The sequence below is a fragment of the Paenibacillus terreus genome, assembly GCF_042138595.1.
Classification (GTDB): Bacteria; Bacillota; Bacilli; order Paenibacillales; family Paenibacillaceae; genus Paenibacillus; species Paenibacillus terreus.
The window spans coordinates 48,729-68,040 of sequence record NZ_JBHIRX010000017.1; the positions used below are offsets into that span (position 1 = coordinate 48,729).

A 19,312-nucleotide genomic window follows, 5' to 3' on the forward strand; every position below is an offset into this window, starting at 1 on the left:
CAATAGGGTTCGGGAATATTTTAACGCATGGAAAAATGATCGGATATACACATATATCAGCCTGAAAACGCTTAACTTTCGACGAAATAGCCACTCATCTTCCGTTTGACTCCCTTTTCGGAAGCAGATATAATCCACTTAACCCCTTTGTAGAAACGTTTCGATTTCTTGTTATCTGTTTATGCGGTGCCTGACAGCAGGGACTGCCCGAGAGGAAGCTTTTGCTTTGAGAAATAAAGAAAGGAATGAGCTCATGACTATGTACACCGACTCCGGAATCCGCCTGCAGGCAGGCAATCTCTGCTTTGAATTTCTGAACAGTGGAGATATTTATCAGATTCGCTCCGGCAGCATGATGATCAACCAGCTGTTATCCAATGAGATTGACGGTTCTCTCAACAATTTGTATCTCCGTCTTCATAGACCTGACGGTATCCGCTCCTTCCCCCTGCTCGGTGTCCACTCGGCCAGCCGGATGCGAAAGCACCGGAATCATATCGTGTGGGAAGGCTGTGCGGAAGATGTCGGATATAAAGTGATTTTCAGCCTGAGCAGCCGCGATGTCTGGTTCTGGGACGTTGAAATCGAAGGCAGCGGGGTGGCCGCTGATCTGATTTATGGACAGGATGTCGGTATAGCCGACATAGGAGCCGTGCGCAGCAATGAGGCGTATTTGTCCCAGTACATTGATCATACTGTCTATCATGATGAAATGAAGGGATATGCGGTATGCTCACGCCAGAATATGCCGCAGGAGGGGGCCTTCCCTTATTTGCAGCAGGGCTCCTTGACGGGAGCGGCCGCTTTCTCCACGGACGGATTCCAGTTCTTCGGCCTTTCCTATAAAAAGACGGATCAGCCGGAAGCCCTGCTCAGGGACTCGCTGCCGAATGAAGTCTATCAATATGAATTTGCCTATACGGCGCTTCAATCCGGGCGTGTCTCCCTGAATGGAAAAGCGAGCTTTGTATTTTACGGCTTGTACAGAGCTGACCATCCGGCAGCCGTGACGGCGCTCGAGTTCACAGACGTATTGGCCCAGGCCCGCGAAGAGGTGAGCGCTTCTCTCACCCTGGCCGCTGCACTGCCTGCGGATATGTCCCAGGCTACAGCCTCGTCCGGAGCAGCACTTGCTGAAGGGGCGCCGCTGTCTGCGCTCCCGCTGAGCGAAGAGGAGATAAACGCCCTCTTCCCGGAACGCCGTGAAGAAGAACGCGAAGAGGACGAGCTGCTCTCCTTTTTTACAGATACCTATGAGCATGTCGTTCTGCCAGCCAAAGAGCTGCGCGTTGAACGCCCTCACGGCCATATCCTGATGGGCGGGCACCTCGGCTCCAGGGAGGAAATCGTCACAACCACCTCCTATATGTACGGGGTATTCAATTCCCAGCTCGTGGTGGGCAATACGAATTTCAATAAAATGATCACTCATGCCAGAAACTCACTGAATGCCCAAAAAACTTCCGGTCAGCGCATTTACGTTGAGCTGGACGGCATTTACCGGCTGCTCTCCCTCCCTTCCCTGTTTGAGATCGGCTTTAATTACGTACGCTGGTATTACAAACTGGAAGAGGATACGCTGGTTATAACGAACAGTACAAATACAGATTCTCCTGATGTACAACTGCATGTAAGCTCCGCAAGCGGACGCGCTTACCGCTTCCTGGTCACCCAGCAGATCTCCATGCATGTAAACGAATACGAACTGGCATTCCGCATGGAGCAATTCGCCGACTGCCTCACCTTCCGTGCCGACCAGGGCGCGCTTAGCGCGGAAGTCTATCCCGACCTGCAGTACAGCATGCAGGTGCAGGGGGCAGCCTTTGAAGCAGGTGACGAACGCGTACTGAACAGCAGCGCAGTGCCCGGCGGCGCTTCCCTTGTTGTGCTTAAGCTGGACAGCGTTCCCGAATGGACGCTCACTGTTCAAGCCATGCTGTACGGCAAGCGAACAGCCGCTGTCCAGACACAGAATTGGGAAACAGCGCGGGAAAAATACCGGCGCTACCTGGGTTCGCTCATGAACGGCTTCAAGCTGCGGCAAAACGGACGAGAAACGGAGCATCTCTTCCGTTTTAACGCCCTTGCCTGGTGGTATACGCATAACATGCTTGTCCATTACACCGTTCCTCATGGCCTGGAGCAATATGGAGGAGCGGCCTGGGGAACACGGGACGTCTGCCAGGGTCCTGTGGAATACTTTTTGTCGACCCAGCATTTTGATGAGGTCCGCCGCATTCTGCTGACAGTCTTCAGCCACCAGTACGAGGATACGGGAAATTGGCCGCAGTGGTTCATGTTCGACAACTATGCAAAAATTCAGCAGGAAGAAAGTCACGGAGATATTATCGTATGGCCGCTCAAAGTGCTCGGGGATTATTTGACCGCAACACGGGACTACAGTATTCTGGAGGAAAATGTGCCCTACACGGACCGGCATACCTTCGAATTCACTCAAGAGAGAGCTCCTGTACTGGAGCATGCACTGAAAGAAATCCAATATATCCGGGAGCACTTCCTGCATGATACCCATCTGTCCGCCTACGGGGACGGGGATTGGGATGATACGCTGCAGCCTGCCAATGCGCAGCTCAAGCAGTACATGGCCAGCAGTTGGACGGTTGCCCTGACCTATCAGGCCGTCAGCCGTTTCGCCGCTGTGCTGGACGCTTCCCCGTCAGCCGGAGCTGCGGCTGCGCTGTACGATATGGCTGAGGGCATCCGCCGCGATTTTGAACGCTACATGCTCGGCTCGGACGTGATCCCCGGCTTCGTCTATCTTGAAGATCCGGACCAACCGAAGCTGATGCTGCATCCCTCCGACACGGAGACCGGCATCTCCTACCGCCTGCTGCCGATGACGCGCAGTATGATCAGCGAGCTGCTGACCGAAGAGCAGGCGCTCGCCCACGAAGCGCTGATCCGCGAGCAGCTGCTCTGCCCGGACGGCGTGCGCCTTATGAACCGCCCGGCATTCTATGCCGGCGGCGTCAGCACGCATTTCAAGCGGGCGGAACAGGCCGCCAATTTCGGACGGGAAATCGGGCTGCAGTATGTCCATGCCCACATCCGCTACGTGGAAGCGATGGCGAAGCTCGGACGGGCACAGGAGGCCTGGCACGGGCTCAGCGTCATCAACCCGGTGGGCATCCGGCATACGGTTGCGCATGCAGAGCTGCGGCAAAGCAACGCGTACTTCAGCAGCTCGGACGGTAAATTCCGGACCCGATATGAAGCGCAGGACCGCTTCGCAGAGCTGAAAGACGGCTCCGTTCCGGTTAAAGGCGGCTGGCGGATTTATTCCAGCGGTCCCGGCATCTATATGAATCAGCTGATCGCCGGCTGCCTGGGCATCCGCCAGCACGAAGGCGATCTCGTCATCGATCCGGTGCTGCCCGCCGAGCTGGACGGATTGGAGTTCCGATTTGCCTATGCAGGAACACCGGTCACCTTCTTTTACCGCTTGCATGGCGGGGAGCGCTTGGTGGTCCTGAATGGCAGTCCCCTGGAATGGACGCCGGAAGGCAACCGTTACCGCGAAGGCGGCATGAGAATCGCGCGGCTGCAATTTGAGAAAGGCAGTCTGGCAGAAGGCAACCGGATTGAAATCATACTATAATCAACATCCTGCGGATTGGCTGAGGATGGCGATCTTTTGATGATCGCCATTTCCTTTTTTTGAAGTAGAGGAGGAACACCCATGGTCAGCATTAAAGATATTGCCCGGAAGGCAGGCGTCTCCATCTCGACCGTCTCGTATGCCCTGAACGGCAGTGACAAGGTGACGCCGGAAACATGTGCCAGAATTCTGGCCATCGCTAAAGAAATGAATTATGTGCCCAATGCAGCCGCACGCAACCTGAAGAAAAGGGAAACCCGCATCATCGGTGTGTTTCTGACCGATTTCAGCGGTGACGTATACGGAGATTTATTGTACGGCATCAAGGAGATTCTGAACCGGAAGGGATACGATCTGATCGTGTGCAGCGGCAAGCAGTCGCACCGCATGCTACCCGAGCGCATGATTGACGGAGCGATCGTGCTGGATCAGACCTTCTCCAGCGAGGAGCTGCTGCAGTATGCCGAGCGCGGGCATAAAATCGTCGTTCTCGACCGGGAGCTGAACCACCCGAATGTTAACCAGGTGCTGCTCGACAACAAAGCGGGCGCCACGCTGGCCGTGGAATATCTGCTCGAGCTCGGGCACCGCCGCTTTTATGTCGTTACCGGTCCCGAGGGCTCCTACGATTCCTGGCAGCGGATGCAGGCGGTCAGACAGACCGTTGAGCGCAGCGGGATAGCGGAGTGCATCGAGATCCAGGGCAACTTCGAGAAATCGGGTGGCGAGCAGGCTGCCGAGCGGGTGCTCTCGGAGTTCGAAGGAATAGCCGCCGTATTCTGCCTCAATGACGAAATGGCCGTCGGGTTCTACAACAGAGTGGCCGGCACGGAGCTTGAAATCGGACGCGATATCCATGTGATCGGATTCGATAATATCGAGCTGGCCCATTACCTGCAGCCGCGCCTCTCTACCATCGATTACTCGAAACGAAAATGGGGGGCGGTAGCCGCCGGGCAGCTGCTCGATATTCTGGCAGGGCAGCCGGTGGAGCATGAACGGATTTATGTCACGCTGGTCAAAGGGGATTCTGCAAGAAAGGTACAGCCATAAACCGGATTCTCTAAAGACATTCAGCAAACGTTCAGCGGGGTTTAAGACTGGACTCATTTTCCTGTTTTATGATAGGTCCTGTACCACAAAACAAAACGGGAAGGTGGCGATCAGACAGCATGAATAACATTTCAAAACCAAACAGCAGGAATACGAAAAAAGCTATTCTGGCAGGAAGCATGGCGCTTGCCGTACTTACAGGGGCCGGCATCTGGTTTACCCAACCGGCGCAGGCGGCTGACGCGACAGCTGCAGTTCAAGACAAATCGGCTGATCAAGGCAGCCGGGGAGCCGGCGGGCACGGTCCGAGAGGAGGCTTCGGCTTCGGTTCGGACGAGCTGCAGACCCAGCTTCAGGAGTGGCTGTCCCTGGATGCGGACACACTCAAGTCTGAGCTGAAAGAAAAGACATTGGCGGAAATAGCAGATGAGCAAGGCGTTTCCACTGAAGACCTGAAGTCCAAGCTGCAAGCATGGCTGGAGGAGAATATACCGGCGAATCGGCCAGCCAAAGAAACTTCTGACAATAGCAGCAATGATAGCAGCACAGATTCACAGACTGCCAAGACTCCCGACTTTGCGGACATGGCTGCCAAAATGCTTGAAGGCAAAGGCGGATTCGGCATGGGACATGGCCGTGGCGGCATGATGGGTGGCGGCATGTTCGGAGACAGCGAAGAGCTTGCAGATCTCTTCGGTCTGACCACCGACGAGCTGAAAGCGGCAATCAAAGAAGGGTCCTCTTTGGCCAACATCGCGGAAGAGCAAAATGTAGATGTGGATGATGTCATTGATCTGCTGGTATCCTCCATGACCGAGAAGCTTAACGCACAGCTTGAAGAAGGAAAACTGACAGACGAACAGTATGAAGCACGGAAGACTGAGCTGGAAAACCGGGTTACCCAGATGGTGAATGGCGAGCACCCTGAGAAGCCTGCAAAAGCAGAAGATCAGTCCGAGTAACAACCACAGCAGCACGAGCGAGAATAACAGCGCGTATTTTCACTTTTCTCACAACTCCCTCTTAAAAATAAAGGAAGCTGTTTCGCAAGCAGGAGCAGGCTGCGAAACAGCTTCTTTGTTATTTCAGGCATACGCCCCATCTGCATCAACCCACAGTTCTGTCTATAATATCGATCATTGCACAAACAGGCTCACTTTACTAAAATGTGTTGATCTTATGATGAGAAGGAGCTGGCCCTCATGAATTTTGAATCCGCTTCCCTCCCCCGCGCTCCCCGCTCACTGATGTGGAAAACCGTCTCCGAAGATTGCAATCTGGCCTGCGATTACTGTTATTACAGTACTTGCAAGGGCACGCCAGGGCAGAAAATCCGGACGATTGACCGCGATTTGCTGGAAACGGTCATCCGCCAGATGATGGAGGCAGGCTCAGGCGGGGTATCCTTTGTGTGGCAGGGAGGAGAGCCTTTATTGGCAGGGTTGTCATTCTTTGAGCAGGTGGTCTCCTTTCAGGCCCGGTATGCCCTTCCCCATACAATTATCAGCAATGCTGTGCAAACGAACGGAACGCTCGTGGACAAAGCGTGGGCCGCTTTTTTCAAGCGCTATTCATTTTTGCTCGGTGTCAGTGTGGACGGACCCAGGGCTATTCATGACAAGCGCCGCATAACCGGCTCCGGGGCCGGCTCTTACAACAGAGTGATGGCCGGAATTGAGGAACTGGGGCAAGCCTGGGTTCCATATAATATTCTAACGGTGCTGCATGAGGATAATATTGAAAGGCCAGGGGAACTCATGAGCTGGATCGCGGAGAACGATTTTTCTCACATTCAGTTTATCCCATGTATGGATTTTCGCTCACAGGATGCCACCACGCAAGGCAGATATCTGATCTCCCCGCGTCAATACGGGCATTTCTTATGCGAGGTTTTTGATATTTGGTATGAGGACGGAGATCCCACGCTGTCGATCCGTTTTTTTGATAATTGGCTGCAAAAGCTTGTCGGTCTTGAACCGGAGTTATGCACGCACAGGAGCACCTGCTCTTCCATGCTGGTGCTGGAGCAGAACGGGGACGCCTATCCCTGCGATTTCTATTTGGACCCCGAGCACAGGTTAGGAAATATGCGGACCGATACTCTTCAGCAATTGATGACCCGGGAGAAATGGAGCAGCTTTATTCAAGCCAAGAGCCGGGTGAACGATCAATGCCGACAGTGCCGTTTTCTTCATTATTGTCAGGGCGGATGCCCGCGCAATCGGGTCGGGTCGGGAAGCGCGCGTGAAGCAGGAGTAGATTATTTCTGTGAAAGCTATTCCCTTGTGTATTCCTACGGTGAAGCTCGGATGCGCAAGCTGGCCACGAAGGTGCTCAAACGGGAAGGAGTCAAGCGGCCGCCAAGAAATGCGCCTTGCCTGTGCGGAAGCGGCAAAAAATCCAAAGTATGCTGTGGGGCATAAAATACATAAATTACCTCGCCACCCTTTACAAAATCTGATAAGATGGATTTGATTTTACTGTCATATCAACAACGGGGGTTATGTCGATTGAACTACAATATTGTTAGGAAAAGTCAACTGGATACCAGAGAGCTCATGCTGCTGGAATCCGAAGTCAAAGCCCAAGGGAAAAATATGGTCGTCGCATACGTGCTCTGGTATTTCCTTGGCGTTTTCGGAGCTCATCGGTTTTACATGAAAAGAACCGGCAGCGCCGTCGCGCAACTGATCCTTTCAATCACCATGGTCGGACTGATTATTACCTCGATCTGGTGGATTGTGGATGCGTTCCTTATCCATACATGGGTTAAAGAGCACAACGAAAGAGTGGAAGACCGGCTGATCCACGAAATTACGGCCAGAAGAGGCTTTGATAATTATAATAACTATAACAACCATGATAACCATGTGGTGTTCTAAATGAAGCTGACCAAACACCAGTTAACCGTCAATGAGATGCTGATTTTAAATTCGGCCATGCGGGATACGGAAAAGTCCCTTGCACTCGCCTATCTCATGCTGATCGGAGGGCATTTGGGCGTACACCGCTTTTATCTGAAAAGAGTTGCCACAGCTGTTGTTCAGCTTGTCCTGTTTATTCTGGCATTTATCTTTTATGTAGTGTTCGCTGTTGCAGCGGAAGTAGAAGGCGGGGCGTTCATGATGCTGTCAGGGATTCTGCTGGTGTTGTTCGGCGGGACGCTGACGGTGTGGGTCATCGTCGACCTGTTCCTGATGCCCCGAATGGTGCGTGAATGGAACCAACGTGCGGAAGAGGAAATCATGGCTCAAATATACCAGCTGCGCCTGAGCGCCAAACATCCGGGAGCAGAGGTGTAAAAAAAACTGTCCGTCTGAGGAAACTCGGGCGCACAGTTTTTTTACTGTCTGCGGAGCCTTTCTTCGACATATGTATCATAGGGAAAGTGACTTTTTATAGCGGAAGGGCTGAATTGCATGGGGTATTATATCGCTGTAGAGCCGAACGTCAAGGTATTTGTTGAGGATATAGGGGCGGGGCAGCCTGTGCTGATGCTGCATGGCTGGCCGCTGAACCACCGTATGTATGAATATCAGAGCTCCCTGCTGCCGAATTACGGGTTTCGCTGTATTATGCCGGATATGCGGGGGTTCGGGCAGTCGGATCACCCTTGGCACGGCTACCATTACGACCGTCTGGCTGATGATGTCTTTGCCATCATCCGCGTGCTCGGCCTGCGCAGCATCCGGCTGGTCGGGTTCTCCATAGGAGGAGCCATTGCGATCAGGTACATGAGCCGACACCAGGGATATGGCGTATCCCAGCTTATCCTGCTGGATGCCGCCGCTCCTTCCCTGACCCGAAGAGCCGACTTTCCTTACGGGCTGCCGGCTTCGGAGGTGACTCAGCTCATTGAGCAGACCTACCGCGACAGACCGCAGATGCTTCACGACTTCGGGGAGAAATTCTTCGCGAGCCAGATCAGCCCCTACTTCAGGGAATGGACGCAAAACCTCGGATTGCAGGCTTCACTGCATGGCACCGCCATGGCTGCCCGCACCTTCAGGGATGAAGACCTGCGTCCTGACCTTGCACAAATTCAGGCGCCAACCTGGATTTTGCATGGCGCGCTTGACCAAATCGCCCTGTATCCGTTGGCCCTCCAAATGCAGCAGGGCATTCGCGGGTCACGCCTGATCCGCTTCGCTCACAGCGGTCATGCGGTGTTTTACGATGAGCTGGAGCTGTTCAACCGTACGCTCCTGCATATTTTGCAGTATCCTCAGTCCTCTTAGTCCATTCGGCAGACATGAAAAGGCACCGACCTTTGGTCGGTGCCCCTGATTAAAACGGATAATGGCTGTAATCTTAACTATTCTTGGCTGGCGGGAAGGCGGTATTGACAAGCACGACTAGCTTTTTCTCGCTTTTCTCCATCACGGAACCGCATAGAGAACAGGTTGGCTGAGCAGAGAATGCAAAATTATCTCTCATCCAGCCCTTACACGTATCACTGGTGCAAGACCAAATTACAGTGATCTCCTCTGGAGTCTCTTCCATTGGTTTTTTGCGCGAATTGTACATGAAAGTCCCCTCTTTTCCCATGAATTGTTATAAAGCGATTTAAAGATATCTGTCCCTCCGCCAGAAAAGAAAAGCCCCAAACAAGAGTTCGGGGCAGCAGGGCAGAATTACAGTTTTACAACGTTCTCAGCTTGTGGTCCGCGGTTTCCTTCAACAACATTGAACTCGACACGTTGGCCTTCGTCCAATGTTTTGAAACCGTCGCCTTGGATTGCGCTGAAGTGTACGAATACATCGTTACCGCCTTCAACCTCAATAAAACCAAAGCCTTTCTCTGCGTTAAACCACTTAACTGTTCCTGTTTGCATGTGGAAATACCTCCAAATAAATATTTATATGACCTTTATTTTTGTGCAAAAATAAAAATTCACATATTGTACAAGGTTACCCTTAACCCAAGACAATAACCCTCTACAATATGCGAATGCAGGTCCGTCGTATTCCAGTAATTTCATTATAGCACACTTAGAATACAATTACCAGCTAGCGAAAAATAACATTTTCTCCTATGTATTCGCTTAAGCGGAGATGCTTACGTAACGCTGCTTTTTCCCTGTATCGCCATCGTGTCTGGTCATTATCAAGTTTTAGGGGACACTTGCCTATCTTATTTATTTCCTGCTTTTCCGTTTCTATACCCCCTGCTGAAAAAAATGTTCCGCTTATTTTTGAACCTTTACAATCTGCGCTCAACATGTATATAGTATATGCAGTCATGAATCGAATAGAGACTTGTTCAATCACTAGGGGAGCCTTCCAGGCTGAGACGAAGCTGTACGCTTCGGACCCTTTGCACCTGATCTGGATCATACCAGCGGAGGAAAGTGAGACGAAACGTCCAGCGGCATTAATTGGCCCGTATTAATTATTTTTTGTGGACCCGTCCTTTTCTCCGGAAATGGACGGGTCTTTTGCGTGTAAAAGAAGCCCGACCGCGGAGAAATCATCCTCCACGCGCGCAAACCGAGGAAGGTTACGTCACTTTGCAGCAACACCGGATGCCCGCCAGAAAAACGTAGACAGCATTAATTTATTGAGGGAGGAATAAGATATGCAATTCCTGACTAAAGTAAGGGAACAAAATCCGCTTATTCACAACATCACTAATATCGTGGTCACGAATTTTACTGCCAATGGGCTGCTGGCATTGGGAGCTTCGCCGTTTATGGCGGATTCGCACGAGGAGGTGGCCGATATCGCCGCGATGGCAGGTGCCGTCTCGCTGAACATCGGCACGTTGAACCCCCATTCCATCAAGGCGATGACCCTTGCCGGGCAAGCTGCCAATGCACAAGGTATTCCTGTCGTCCTGGACCCTGTCGGGGCGGGAGCGACGCCCTTCCGTACCGCAACCACCCATCAGCTGGTCTCCGATATAAATATTACCGCGCTGCGCGGCAATGCCGCTGAAGTCGCCAATGTCGCCGGCGATCATTGGGAGGTTAAAGGCGTGGACGCCGGTCAAGGTTCGGGAGATGCGCTGCAGCTCGCCCGTAAAGCCGCCCGCAAGCTGGATTGTATCGTCATTGCCACCGGAAAGGAAGACATCGTCACCGACGGATCCACGACCTTTCTCATTGCCAATGGACATGCGCTCCTCACCAAGGTGACCGGAGCCGGCTGTCTGCTCAGCTCGGTCGTAGCGGCATTCCTGGCTGTGGCCGGCGAGCGGCAGCTGGAAGCGGCGGCTGAAGCCGTATCCTTCTATGGCGTTGCTGCGGAACTTGCAGCAGCCCGCACAGAAGGCCAGGGACCGGGCAGCTTTCAGATCGAATTTCTGAACCAGCTGTCCCTGGTGGATGAAGAAAGCCTGCGCCGGCTGTCCTCCATCACCCGGGTGCCGGAAAGCTTAGGGTGAGCGGTATGACGATAGCGAAAGCACTAACCATCGCCGGTTCCGACAGCGGCGGCGGCGCAGGCATTCAGGCGGATCTCAAAACCTTCCAGGAGCTTGGCGTTTACGGCATGTCCGCCCTCACGGCAGCTACTGCGCAGAATACACTGGGTGTGCAGGGAGTCTTCCCGCTCACGCCCGAAGCGGTCGCCCGCCAGCTTGATTCGATCGGCAAAGATCTCACGCCGGATGCCGTAAAGACCGGCATGTTGTTCAGTGCGGATATCATTGAGGCGATTGCGGATCGAATCGCCCATTACGGATGGGGCAATCTCGTCATTGATCCCGTTATGGTCGCCAAGGGCGGGGCGTCCTTGCTAAAGGCTGACGCCGTAACGACCCTGATCCGTGACCTGTTTCCGCTCGCACTAATCATTACCCCGAACCTGCCCGAGGCGGAAATGCTCACCGGTATGCAGCTGTACAAAGCCGAAGATATCAGGGAAGCGGCACGGCGCATCCACAACATGGGGCCGGATATGGTCATCATGAAGGGCGGGCATGCCGGCGGGGAACTGGCCAGGGATCTTTTGTATGACGGCACTGGATTTACGGTGTTTGAAAGTCTGCGGATACGCACAGAGGCGACACACGGCACCGGCTGCACCTATTCCGCAGCGATTACGGCCGGTCTGGCAAGCGGGCTGTCCGCGATTGAAGCTGTTCGGGTCGCCAAGGATTTCATTCAGGCAGCGATTGAGGACAGCCTCGGCATCGGCTCAGGCCATGGACCGACGAACCATTTTGCTTACCGGCAAAGACGCTCACAGAACGGTGGTGTGCTGAATTGAACGATTCCTATAACGTGCGCATCGACCCGGGCTGGCTGCGTCGACAGCTTGCCGTGTATTTCATTATGGGCAGTGTCAACTGTGCTGGCAGAAATCCCGTGACAGTTCTGCGTGAAGCAATCGCGGGCGGCGTCACCATGTTCCAATTCAGGGAAAAGGGAGCTGGCTCTCTGACCGGGCAGGCGGCTTACGAGCTGGCGCGGGAGCTGCAGGCTGTGTGCCGGGAAGCAGGCGTACCCTTCATCGTCAATGATGATGTGGACATGGCAGCGGTCCTCGGTGCCGACGGGATACACGTCGGACAAGAGGATGCGCCCGCAGCTTCCCTGCGCAGCAGGCTTGGGCATGAGGCCATTGTCGGGGTGTCCGCACACTCGGTGGAAGAAGCCGGGCGCGCCATTGCCGACGGGGCGGATTATCTCGGCGTCGGTCCCATGTACCCGACCCTGTCCAAAAGCGACGCCCGCCCCGTGCAAGGGCCGCTCCTTATTCAGGAGCTGCGCAGCCACGGCATCACCATTCCGCTTGTTGGTATCGGCGGGATCACGCCCGAGAAAGCACCGCCTGTTCTTGCCGCCGGAGCGGATGGAGTATCCGTCATTTCAGCGATTTCTCAGGCCGAAGAACCCGGACTGGCGGCAGCGGCTTTTACCGCTCTGTATGGCAGGGCCACCTAGCAAGCGAATGAAGCAAACAGCATAAAGGGATTGTCCCAAGCCGCCAGGCTATCGGGCTGGGCAGTCCCGTGAGTACAGCTTTCTTTTTCACTGAACTCTTTTGGCAAACAGAAAGCGTCCCTTCCAATAATCGTTAAAGTCGGTAACCGTCACGCCAGGGTCCCCATAGGTGTGCAGGATTTTGTTATTTCCCGCATAGATGCCTACATGACCGACGGTGCGGTTCGTTGCATATCGTCCCGGCGTGTAAAAAAACATCAAATCCCCTTGCTGCAAATCCTGCTGCGCCACCGTTGTGCCAACTCCGGATTGCGAGATGGACGACCTGGGCAGCTCTATATTGAAGTGATTAAACACATGCTGTACAAAAGAAGAACAATCAAAAGTGTGATGCTCTGCATAATCCGGAGCTCCGAATTCGTAAGGAGTGCCTGAAAATTTTTCACAATAACTGATGAGTTGGGTCCGGTCGGACGCTGTCAAGGAAAGCTCTTTGAGGGAACCCTTCCCCGAAGCCTTTGTTTCCTGCTGGCCTGGATTGTCCGGCGGATAAATCCGCACCTGTGAGCGCCCCTGATCCCATTGCACATTGGTGCCGAGCAGTTGGGATAATGACTCGCTTGTTATATAAGGTCTGCCGCCAATTTGTTTAGGCGCTTCGGGCAGCTGCAGGATACGGTCCCCTGCCCTTGCTTCCTTCTTTCCCGCGTGAACGGCATATACGGGATCGGTGTCCCCGATCAAATACCCTCCATCCTTGCCCTGATGCAGCTTGTAATTAAAGGACTGCATCGTATCCTTGACAGGCAGCCACACTTTATTCTGCCCGTCTTTGTAGGCGCGAATATCATGCATCGTACTGCCGTCAGCGGCCATCATCCGGATATGGCTGGCGCCGTTCTGTTTGGTCCCCAGCCTGGCAGGCTCCGTCTTGCTGGTCTGCTGATTGGCGGAGCTTGCACAGCCGCTGCCCAGCAAGGCAACGACAGCTCCCGCAATCATCATCTTCCCGATGCACATGCACCCTGATCGAAATAACATGCGTTGTACCCCTTTCCTTTTTGCGCTAAGGATAGGTTGGACAAAGGCATGAACTTTATGCGCCCGTTTGAGTGTAATTTTGTATCGTTAGACCGGGCCGGGTTCAGTTTGGTAGATTTTTAAGTTGCTTTAAGCTTCATTTAAGATTGGGCTGTTACAATACAACATGTAAGCCGCCTTCCACTCCAGCATCATTAATGGACACATGCCATCATAAACATGAAGTTCATGAAAAGAAGAAGGAGATTACTTATGAATTTGAAAAGGATACTTATATTCAGCACACTCGCCTTTGCCATCTCTATCGGCGAAACCATGGGCAGCAGCACAGCGTCCGCCAGCACGGCCGTGAAGTCCAAGCAGCTGTCAGCCAAGGCTGTTAAAGAAGACATTGTACAGGTACTGGGTCTTTCCTCAGACGAAGAATTATATAATGCATTGTATGACGGCAAAACAATGGCCGATATCGCAGGTGAGACCGGTGCCGATGTGAACCGGGCTATCCGCCTGCAAGTGGCGGAGCTGACAGACCAGCTCAATCAACGCCTTGCCCAAGGCAGTATTACACGGCAGCAGTATGAAGCGCAAAAATCCGAATTGACGGAAATCGTGACACGCAGTGTGCACGGTATTTAAACAGCAAGAAGGCACGGACCTTTCTTTTGAAGAAGGTTCGTGCCTTTTTCTTATTTCCCCCTAGTTGTCGTCTGAACTTTATTGAGCTTGCACCGCAAACCGAGGATAACTATTACTTACTCAACTTTCGCAGCGTTAAATCGGCAAACATGCTCTGATATAACGGGGTAAAACGGAGATTTACTGCCGGGGTTGACGCTGAAACAAAGCAGACCGCTTTCTTGGAAGAAAGGGATCGCCCCCCTCAGAGTCTAGTAGCCAGAGTGAGATGGGTGTCTATAGAGGTGTGGTGTCGGGTGTCCGTTGCCTACTGCCTCTTCATACCGCTTTGCACGATTATCCCTTTTGATCAGAAGACGGGGGTTGAGGTTGCGGTGCCTTGCTCCCCTGCTCTTTCTCTTTCGGTTTGCTTCACATCACCTAAACGCTCTGTCTTCTCCTAAGATCGCCTCATCATCTCGAACCGATCTGCTTCCCCATAAGACATGATCCCAAAAATAATAGACCCATCCGTTTGTCCTGATCGCATAACAACAGGCATTTTCGCACCTCATTTGATCCGTTATTTTCTTTAGCGCTCCTTAAAGTATATTTTCGGTTCCCGGCTTTCTGTTTTTCTTTACCTGATCGAATGGGATAATCGTGCAAAGCCCCCGGACAGCAGGTTCACATGCCTTGCCACAATCGGCTGGCGGCTTGACTGTCAAGCACGGATGATTAGGCGGAGTCCAACCCAGTAGCTACAAAGGTTTAAGTGGATTTGGGCTCTGCGAAAGTTGAGTTATTAGGAACTACTAAAACACTTTCTGGTCTAATATCCGGGAAATCATAATCGTGTAAAGCTATGTATAAATGCTTACCTGTTAAGAAAAAACCGGGTCTTGGCGTTTCAGTTGTATGTATTACCTCCGGTATTGTGCCCCATGCGACATAGCCACGCTTAAACTTGTCCATTAGTTGGCTTCCCCCTTGATATATTAAATAAAAAAATCCACAGAATGTAATGTGGATTTTGTCAACGCTTTATGTTGTTCGATGCTATTCGAATGGTTTCTTTTTGCATTGCTTTATTAATTTTTTCCTGGATTTCGGGTGATCGTTTTCCTTCAGGTCCGATGTATTCATGCAGCGTAACACCAAAACGTTCTTGAATTCTTTTTTTTAAGCCAGCCATGGGATCTGTCTCTTCGACATTACGGTTAGGAAATGATACGATATTGCTCATGTCCAAAACCTCCATTCATATCTAAAACAAGTATACCATATAATCAAGCCAAGTAAAGTCGGCATTCAAGCAGTATGAAACGCAAAAATCCGAATTGACGGAAATCGTGACACGCAGTGTGCACGGTATTTAAACAGCAAGAAGGCACGGACCGATTCAAGGTCTGTGCCTTCTTATATATTCTATGCTCCAGCCACTTCCAACCGTTTGTCCTCCTCTTCAATGAACAGCCGCTGTATTGGATAAGCCAGACTTATACCTTCTTCATCCAGGACCTGCAGAACCGCCAGGTTAATGTCTTCCCGAACTGCCAGGTGTTCGGTCCAGACCGTGGTTTTGGTGAAAAAGTAGAAAAAGATGCCCAGATTGCTGTCGTTAAAATCTCTGAAGCGAACAATTATCGTACCGGGGTCTATCCGGTCATCTTCGAGCAGCATGCGCTCAAGCCGCCGCTGAGCCGCGGCCAACCGTTCCCTGTCCGTGTCCAGAGCAACTTTCAGGGAGAAGGTAATCTGCCTTTTTCCCATTCTGCTCCAGTTGGTGATAGGCTGATCAGCAAGCGTGGCGTTGGGGACCGTCACCAACGAATGGGCGAAGGTACGGATTTTCGAGCTCCGAAACGTGATATCTTCTACAATTCCCTCGACACTTGGCGTCTGTATCCAGTCTCCTTTGGCAAAAGGCTTTTCTGTGATAATGACAATGCCGCCGAGGATGTTCCCCAGCGTCTCCTTGGCAGCCAGGGCAACGGCCAAACTGCCTAGTCCCATTCCTGCCACCAAACCGTTGATGCTGAAGCCCCATTCACCCCCGACAACGGTAACCATCAGCACAATGACGACAAAGCGGATCACTTTGGACAGAAAAGGAATGAGCATGCTCGCATCATCCAGTCCGATCTTTTTGCTGATGCTTTCCAGCATGACTGAAGAAGCGGCAGATACATTATAAATTCCCCATCCCGCCAAAATAATGCCTATACTGCGCACAAGCCGGTTAAAAACGCCCATCCACGCCCACTGTTCAGGGACATAATAGACGACTGCAGATAGGCGCCAACCAGCAGAAAAATATACTGCAGCGGCTTCTCAAACGCCGCCGCCCACTTGGCAACTCCTCTGTCTTCACCGATCTTTTTCATGAGAAAAGAAAACAAATACCGCGTGAACACTCTCTGAAAAACCAGAAACAGCACCATAATTCCAGCTGCCGCCAATAGGTCAACCCATCTTAGTCGATCAGGCAGCTGTGTGAACCATTCCAAAATCATGTATAACCTCCGGGAAAAATAATGGTTCATTTTAGCACAGTGCCATTTTCCTGTCTAACATGCCGTCAGGGGCAAAGACACAAAAAAGCCGCCTTGCGGCGACTTTTTGAGAAGACATTCTATTGTTCTGTACTATACCTGCTGGACCTTGATCAGATTCGTATTGCCTGTTTGACCGATTGGTACTCCTGCGGACAGGACAACCGTGTCTCCCGGGCAAATATATCCCGTTTCAATGGCGTTGCGTGTTGCCGTTTCGAACATTTCATCCGTTGTTGTCATTTTGCCGCCCAGGACCGGGATCACGCCGGACAGCAGGCAGATTTTTGGCAGCACCTCTTTATGCTGAGTGACTGCGATGATCGGCGCCTGCGGTCGGTACTTGGAGATCATCCGCGCGGTAAAGCCGCTTTCCGTCGCAATAATAATGGCGCTGGCGCTCAGCTCAAGCGACGCGCTTACGGCACTCTGGCTGATGACCTCCGTAATATTGGTGAGCTGACCCGCTCTTTTCTTGTTGAACTGCTCCATATAATCGATAATAGATTCCGCCTGTTTGGCGATGGAAGCCATCGTTTGCACGGATGGAACGGGATACTTGCCCGCAGCCGATTCTCCTGAGAGCATGACTACGTCTGCGCCCTGGATGACCGCATTGAACACGTCACTTACCTCAGCCCGTGTTGGACGAGGATTCACCTGCATCGACTCCAGCATATGTGTAGCCACGACCACCGGCTTGCCCGCCAGGTTGCACTTATCGATCATTTCTTTTTGCAGCATCGGCACCGTCTCGATCGGAACCTCTACCCCCAGGTCGCCACGTGCTACCATGATTCCGTCAGAGGCCTCGATAATCGCATCCAGATTTTCCATACCTTCCTGGTTTTCGATCTTGGAAATGATCTGCACATGTCCCGCATGATGGCTCTCCAAAATACGGCGGATTTCCAGAATGTCCTCACCTTTACGCACAAATGACGCCGCAATAATCTCCACCTGATTCTGAATGCCAAACTCGATATGCTTTACATCGCGTTCCGTGACACCAGGCAGAGAGGTATGAATGCCCGGCAGGTTGACACCCTTGCGCGGCTTCAGCTTCCCGCCGCTCACAATACGGCAGCGAATTTCCGTTCCTTCCACAGCAATTACGGTCAGATCAATCAGGCCGTCATCGATCAGAATACGGTCTCCCGCCTTTACGTCACGGGTCAAATCCGGGTAGTTCACGCCGATGCGCTTGGCATCCCCCAGAATCTCTTCCGTTGTCAAAATCAGTTCTTCCCCGGTTTTCAGCTCACAGGAATCTTCCTTCAGCTTGCCGATTCGCACCTCAGGTCCTTTGATGTCCATCATAATCGGCACAAACGTTCCCAGCTCGGACGCCGCCTGACGCACATTTTTCATGCGCTGCACATGCTCATCCAGTTCCCCGTGCGCCATATTCAAGCGGGCCACCGTCATCCCCGCCTGAATCATCTCTTTCAACACCGGAACCGAATCACTTGCAGGGCCGATGGTACAAATAATTTTCGTTTTCAGCATGATTGATCTCTCCTCCGTTTTTCTTCATTGTAGCGTTTCCATTACGATGAGACTATGAAATATAGTATAGTAAATAGACTATAGTACAATCACGGGAGCGGTCATATGATCACAGTTGCAGAAGTACAGCATCATCAGGGAATGGACTGGTACGCGGAGAGCGCCACAAGCCTGAACAGCCATACGCTGTGTCTCGTCACCTACGGCAAATGCGTGTATTGGGTGGAGGGGCAGAAGACAATCGTCGACAAAGGCAGCATGCTGCTGATCCCGCCCCATTTAGCCTATTATGGAAAAAGCATCCCCACTCTGTTCCATAGCAAGTATGTGATTCTCTTCCGTAATTCATGTGCCGAAGATGGATTGCCTCTGCTGGACCGCACCAAAATCGTGAATCTGAAGCTGGGCTGCTATGAGCTGGTTCGGGAACGGCTGCGGAGCATTCTTCATCAGTGGGAAGATAAACCGTCATACTACAAACATATGATCAATGCATTGCTGACAGAGGCCATGATCTATATTAACCAGGAATGGGATCGCGGAATGATTGCTGATGAGAAACACAGGCATGTGGAGCGAATGAAAGAGTACATTCAGGCGCACTACCGGGAAAAAGTGACCAAGGAGGAGCTGGGCGAGGTGATCCAGCGAACGCCGAATTATGCCGCCACCCTCTTCCGCAGCGTCACGAACCAGACGATCAGCGAATATGTGCACAGCCGCCGGATGAAGACGGCCATGTATATGCTCACGGAATCGCAGCTGACTGTGCAGGAGGTGTCGGAGTACCTCGGCTACCGGGACGCCACGTATTTTCATCGTATTTTTAAAAAGATGACCGGGGCCTCCCCGTCGGACTTTCTGCATGAGCGTTCGCGGATTAAGTAACAATGTAGCCGATTTTCTAAACTTTTTGTTTAGACCCCTTTATCATCTGCGAGAATTGTCAGGGTAATTTCGTCAGTTGTGTCTCCGGCTGCAACGGTGAGCTGGCCAGTATAGGAAGAGGGCGTTTTACTGCTTTTAATGTC

General features: G+C 52.2%; 20 protein-coding genes and 1 riboswitch. Of the genes, 12 read left to right on the forward strand and 8 right to left on the reverse strand.

Annotated elements, in window-relative coordinates:
- Positions 1–253: 253 nt before the first annotated feature.
- From ACE5KN_RS24155 to ACE5KN_RS24185, 7 genes are all read left to right on the forward strand, one after another.
- Positions 254–3,619, forward strand: coding sequence for a GH36-type glycosyl hydrolase domain-containing protein (locus ACE5KN_RS24155; protein WP_375525562.1), 3,366 nt, complete (start codon positions 254–256; stop codon positions 3,617–3,619).
- 81 nt (positions 3,620–3,700) lie between these two features.
- Positions 3,701–4,672: a LacI family DNA-binding transcriptional regulator gene (locus tag ACE5KN_RS24160; protein ID WP_375525471.1), complete on the forward strand. Its 972-nt coding sequence runs from the start codon at positions 3,701–3,703 to the stop codon at positions 4,670–4,672.
- A gap of 119 nt (positions 4,673–4,791) precedes the next feature.
- Positions 4,792–5,634: a hypothetical protein gene (locus ACE5KN_RS24165; protein ID WP_375525472.1), complete on the forward strand. Its 843-nt coding sequence runs from the start codon at positions 4,792–4,794 to the stop codon at positions 5,632–5,634.
- A gap of 240 nt (positions 5,635–5,874) precedes the next feature.
- Positions 5,875–7,095: an anaerobic sulfatase maturase gene (locus ACE5KN_RS24170; RefSeq protein ID WP_375525473.1), complete on the forward strand. Its 1,221-nt coding sequence runs from the start codon at positions 5,875–5,877 to the stop codon at positions 7,093–7,095.
- 87 nt (positions 7,096–7,182) lie between these two features.
- Complete coding sequence (locus ACE5KN_RS24175) at positions 7,183–7,554, forward strand: TM2 domain-containing protein (RefSeq protein WP_375525474.1); 372 nt, start codon at positions 7,183–7,185, stop codon at positions 7,552–7,554.
- Complete coding sequence (locus ACE5KN_RS24180) at positions 7,555–7,974, forward strand: TM2 domain-containing protein (RefSeq protein WP_375525475.1); 420 nt, start codon at positions 7,555–7,557, stop codon at positions 7,972–7,974.
- Positions 7,975–8,091: 117 nt separating this feature from the next.
- Positions 8,092–8,910: an alpha/beta fold hydrolase gene (locus tag ACE5KN_RS24185; protein ID WP_375525476.1), complete on the forward strand. Its 819-nt coding sequence runs from the start codon at positions 8,092–8,094 to the stop codon at positions 8,908–8,910.
- A 73-nt stretch (positions 8,911–8,983) separates the two neighbouring features.
- Here the strand turns inward: ACE5KN_RS24185 and ACE5KN_RS24190 are convergent, their stop codons facing one another.
- Together ACE5KN_RS24190 and ACE5KN_RS24195 are read right to left on the reverse strand one after the other, a co-directional pair.
- Positions 8,984–9,199: a cold-shock protein gene (locus ACE5KN_RS24190; protein WP_355318760.1), complete on the reverse strand. Its 216-nt coding sequence runs from the start codon at positions 9,197–9,199 to the stop codon at positions 8,984–8,986.
- Between the two features lie 107 nt (positions 9,200–9,306).
- Positions 9,307–9,507, reverse strand: coding sequence for a cold-shock protein (locus ACE5KN_RS24195; protein WP_017813974.1), 201 nt, complete (start codon positions 9,505–9,507; stop codon positions 9,307–9,309).
- 427 nt (positions 9,508–9,934) lie between these two features.
- Positions 9,935–10,039: riboswitch (TPP riboswitch) on the forward strand.
- Between the two features lie 211 nt (positions 10,040–10,250).
- On the opposite strand from ACE5KN_RS24195, the gene thiM reads away from it, so the two are divergent.
- The 3 genes from thiM (at position 10,251) to thiE (ending at position 12,561) form a co-directional block, all read left to right on the forward strand.
- Entirely contained in the window at positions 10,251–11,057 is an 807-nt protein-coding gene (gene thiM, locus ACE5KN_RS24200; RefSeq protein WP_375525477.1) for a hydroxyethylthiazole kinase, read from the forward strand.
- 5 nt (positions 11,058–11,062) lie between these two features.
- Complete coding sequence (thiD, locus tag ACE5KN_RS24205) at positions 11,063–11,884, forward strand: bifunctional hydroxymethylpyrimidine kinase/phosphomethylpyrimidine kinase (protein WP_375525478.1); 822 nt, start codon at positions 11,063–11,065, stop codon at positions 11,882–11,884.
- Between the two features lie 65 nt (positions 11,885–11,949).
- Positions 11,950–12,561: a thiamine phosphate synthase gene (gene thiE, locus ACE5KN_RS24210; RefSeq protein WP_375525563.1), complete on the forward strand. Its 612-nt coding sequence runs from the start codon at positions 11,950–11,952 to the stop codon at positions 12,559–12,561.
- A gap of 87 nt (positions 12,562–12,648) precedes the next feature.
- On the opposite strand, the gene ACE5KN_RS24215 is transcribed toward thiE, so the two are convergent.
- Positions 12,649–13,602, reverse strand: a complete 954-nt coding sequence (locus tag ACE5KN_RS24215) for a C40 family peptidase (RefSeq protein WP_375525479.1) — start codon at positions 13,600–13,602, stop codon at positions 12,649–12,651.
- A gap of 252 nt (positions 13,603–13,854) precedes the next feature.
- On the opposite strand from ACE5KN_RS24215, the gene ACE5KN_RS24220 reads away from it, so the two are divergent.
- Positions 13,855–14,238, forward strand: a complete 384-nt coding sequence (locus ACE5KN_RS24220) for a hypothetical protein (protein WP_375525480.1) — start codon at positions 13,855–13,857, stop codon at positions 14,236–14,238.
- A gap of 750 nt (positions 14,239–14,988) precedes the next feature.
- Here ACE5KN_RS24220 and ACE5KN_RS24225 read toward each other — a convergent pair.
- From ACE5KN_RS24225 to pyk, 5 genes are all read right to left on the reverse strand, one after another.
- The gene (locus ACE5KN_RS24225) at positions 14,989–15,192 is read right to left on the reverse strand and encodes a hypothetical protein (protein ID WP_375525481.1); all 204 of its coding nucleotides are present in this window, start codon (positions 15,190–15,192) and stop codon (positions 14,989–14,991) included.
- A gap of 61 nt (positions 15,193–15,253) precedes the next feature.
- Positions 15,254–15,463, reverse strand: a complete 210-nt coding sequence (locus tag ACE5KN_RS24230) for a hypothetical protein (RefSeq protein WP_375525482.1) — start codon at positions 15,461–15,463, stop codon at positions 15,254–15,256.
- 182 nt (positions 15,464–15,645) lie between these two features.
- Complete coding sequence (locus tag ACE5KN_RS24235; RefSeq protein WP_375525483.1) at positions 15,646–16,473, reverse strand: mechanosensitive ion channel family protein; 828 nt, start codon at positions 16,471–16,473, stop codon at positions 15,646–15,648.
- Positions 16,440–16,733 (reverse strand): hypothetical protein, encoded by a 294-nt coding sequence (locus tag ACE5KN_RS24240; RefSeq protein WP_375525484.1) that lies wholly within the window; start codon positions 16,731–16,733, stop codon positions 16,440–16,442. Before ACE5KN_RS24240 ends, ACE5KN_RS24235 begins: the two co-directional genes overlap by 34 nt.
- Positions 16,734–16,865: 132 nt before the next feature.
- Entirely contained in the window at positions 16,866–18,281 is a 1,416-nt protein-coding gene (gene pyk, locus ACE5KN_RS24245) for a pyruvate kinase (protein ID WP_375525485.1), read from the reverse strand.
- Between the two features lie 105 nt (positions 18,282–18,386).
- Between pyk and ACE5KN_RS24250 the strand changes: the two genes are divergently transcribed.
- Positions 18,387–19,169, forward strand: a complete 783-nt coding sequence (locus tag ACE5KN_RS24250) for a helix-turn-helix transcriptional regulator (RefSeq protein WP_375525486.1) — start codon at positions 18,387–18,389, stop codon at positions 19,167–19,169.
- Positions 19,170–19,312 lie beyond the last annotated feature (143 nt).

What these genes read in the sequence shown, in the direction of transcription:
- ACE5KN_RS24155 (WP_375525562.1), top strand. Translation starts at nt 254, where the DNA reads ATGACTATGTACACCGACTCCGGAATCCGCCTGCAGGCAGGCAATCTC.
- ACE5KN_RS24160 (WP_375525471.1), top strand. Translation starts at nt 3,701, where the DNA reads ATGGTCAGCATTAAAGATATTGCCCGGAAGGCAGGCGTCTCCATCTCG.
- ACE5KN_RS24165 (WP_375525472.1), top strand. Translation starts at nt 4,792, where the DNA reads ATGAATAACATTTCAAAACCAAACAGCAGGAATACGAAAAAAGCTATT.
- ACE5KN_RS24170 (WP_375525473.1), top strand. Translation starts at nt 5,875, where the DNA reads ATGAATTTTGAATCCGCTTCCCTCCCCCGCGCTCCCCGCTCACTGATG.
- ACE5KN_RS24180 (WP_375525475.1), top strand. Translation starts at nt 7,555, where the DNA reads ATGAAGCTGACCAAACACCAGTTAACCGTCAATGAGATGCTGATTTTA.
- ACE5KN_RS24185 (WP_375525476.1), top strand. Translation starts at nt 8,092, where the DNA reads ATGGGGTATTATATCGCTGTAGAGCCGAACGTCAAGGTATTTGTTGAG.
- ACE5KN_RS24190 (WP_355318760.1), bottom strand. Translation starts at nt 9,199, where the DNA reads ATGTACAATTCGCGCAAAAAACCAATGGAAGAGACTCCAGAGGAGATC.
- ACE5KN_RS24195 (WP_017813974.1), bottom strand. Translation starts at nt 9,507, where the DNA reads ATGCAAACAGGAACAGTTAAGTGGTTTAACGCAGAGAAAGGCTTTGGT.
- thiM (WP_375525477.1), top strand. Translation starts at nt 10,251, where the DNA reads ATGCAATTCCTGACTAAAGTAAGGGAACAAAATCCGCTTATTCACAAC.
- thiD (WP_375525478.1), top strand. Translation starts at nt 11,063, where the DNA reads ATGACGATAGCGAAAGCACTAACCATCGCCGGTTCCGACAGCGGCGGC.
- thiE (WP_375525563.1), top strand. Translation starts at nt 11,950, where the DNA reads ATGGGCAGTGTCAACTGTGCTGGCAGAAATCCCGTGACAGTTCTGCGT.
- ACE5KN_RS24215 (WP_375525479.1), bottom strand. Translation starts at nt 13,602, where the DNA reads ATGTTATTTCGATCAGGGTGCATGTGCATCGGGAAGATGATGATTGCG.
- ACE5KN_RS24220 (WP_375525480.1), top strand. Translation starts at nt 13,855, where the DNA reads ATGAATTTGAAAAGGATACTTATATTCAGCACACTCGCCTTTGCCATC.
- ACE5KN_RS24225 (WP_375525481.1), bottom strand. Translation starts at nt 15,192, where the DNA reads ATGGACAAGTTTAAGCGTGGCTATGTCGCATGGGGCACAATACCGGAG.
- ACE5KN_RS24230 (WP_375525482.1), bottom strand. Translation starts at nt 15,463, where the DNA reads ATGAGCAATATCGTATCATTTCCTAACCGTAATGTCGAAGAGACAGAT.
- ACE5KN_RS24235 (WP_375525483.1), bottom strand. Translation starts at nt 16,473, where the DNA reads ATGGGCGTTTTTAACCGGCTTGTGCGCAGTATAGGCATTATTTTGGCG.
- ACE5KN_RS24240 (WP_375525484.1), bottom strand. Translation starts at nt 16,733, where the DNA reads ATGATTTTGGAATGGTTCACACAGCTGCCTGATCGACTAAGATGGGTT.
- pyk (WP_375525485.1), bottom strand. Translation starts at nt 18,281, where the DNA reads ATGCTGAAAACGAAAATTATTTGTACCATCGGCCCTGCAAGTGATTCG.
- ACE5KN_RS24250 (WP_375525486.1), top strand. Translation starts at nt 18,387, where the DNA reads ATGATCACAGTTGCAGAAGTACAGCATCATCAGGGAATGGACTGGTAC.